Source organism: Pseudomonas sp. P116 (genome assembly GCF_020149425.1).
Classification (GTDB): Bacteria; Pseudomonadota; Gammaproteobacteria; order Pseudomonadales; family Pseudomonadaceae; genus Aquipseudomonas; species Aquipseudomonas anatoliensis.
The window spans coordinates 1-1,394 of the sequence record NZ_JACVHB010000013.1; the positions used below are offsets into that span (position 1 = coordinate 1).

Below are 1,394 nucleotides of genomic sequence, written 5' to 3' on the forward strand. Positions count from 1 at the left end.
CAAATTGCTTGGGTGTTATATGGTCAAGCCTCACGGGCAATTAGTATTGGTTAGCTCAACGCCTCACAGCGCTTACACACCCAACCTATCAACGTCGTAGTCTTCGACGGCCCTTCAGGGAACTCAAGGTTCCAGTGAGATCTCATCTTGAGGCAAGTTTCCCGCTTAGATGCTTTCAGCGGTTATCTTTCCCGAACATAGCTACCCGGCAATGCCACTGGCGTGACAACCGGAACACCAGAGGTTCGTCCACTCCGGTCCTCTCGTACTAGGAGCAGCCCCTCTCAAATCTCAAACGTCCACGGCAGATAGGGACCGAACTGTCTCACGACGTTCTAAACCCAGCTCGCGTACCACTTTAAATGGCGAACAGCCATACCCTTGGGACCGGCTTCAGCCCCAGGATGTGATGAGCCGACATCGAGGTGCCAAACACCGCCGTCGATATGAACTCTTGGGCGGTATCAGCCTGTTATCCCCGGAGTACCTTTTATCCGTTGAGCGATGGCCCTTCCATACAGAACCACCGGATCACTAAGACCTACTTTCGTACCTGCTCGACGTGTCTGTCTCGCAGTCAAGCGCGCTTTTGCCTTTATACTCTACGACCGATTTCCGACCGGTCTGAGCGCACCTTCGTACTCCTCCGTTACTCTTTAGGAGGAGACCGCCCCAGTCAAACTACCCACCATACACTGTCCTCGATCCGGATAACGGACCTGAGTTAGAACCTCAAAGTTGCCAGGGTGGTATTTCAAGGTTGGCTCCACGCGAACTGGCGTCCACGCTTCAAAGCCTCCCACCTATCCTACACAAGCAAATTCAAAGTCCAGTGCAAAGCTATAGTAAAGGTTCACGGGGTCTTTCCGTCTAGCCGCGGATACACTGCATCTTCACAGCGATTTCAATTTCACTGAGTCTCGGGTGGAGACAGCGCCGCCATCGTTACGCCATTCGTGCAGGTCGGAACTTACCCGACAAGGAATTTCGCTACCTTAGGACCGTTATAGTTACGGCCGCCGTTTACCGGGGCTTCGATCAAGAGCTTCGCGTTAGCTAACCCCATCAATTAACCTTCCGGCACCGGGCAGGCGTCACACCCTATACGTCCACTTTCGTGTTTGCAGAGTGCTGTGTTTTTAATAAACAGTCGCAGCGGCCTGGTATCTTCGACCGGCATGAGCTTACGGAGCAAGTCCTTCACCCTCACCGGCGCACCTTCTCCCGAAGTTACGGTGCCATTTTGCCTAGTTCCTTCACCCGAGTTCTCTCAAGCGCCTTGGTATTCTCTACCCAACCACCTGTGTCGGTTTGGGGTACGGTTCCTGGTTACCTGAAGCTTAGAAGCTTTTCTTGGAAGCATGGCATCAACCACTTCGTCATCTAAAAGATAA

At 52.8% G+C, this 1,394-nt stretch carries 1 rRNA gene (running past one end of the window); it reads right to left on the reverse strand.

What is annotated here, in order from left to right:
* Positions 1 to 19 precede the first annotated feature (19 nt).
* Positions 20 to 1,394 (reverse strand): 23S ribosomal RNA (locus ICA15_RS28410); it runs 1,618 nt beyond the window's last position.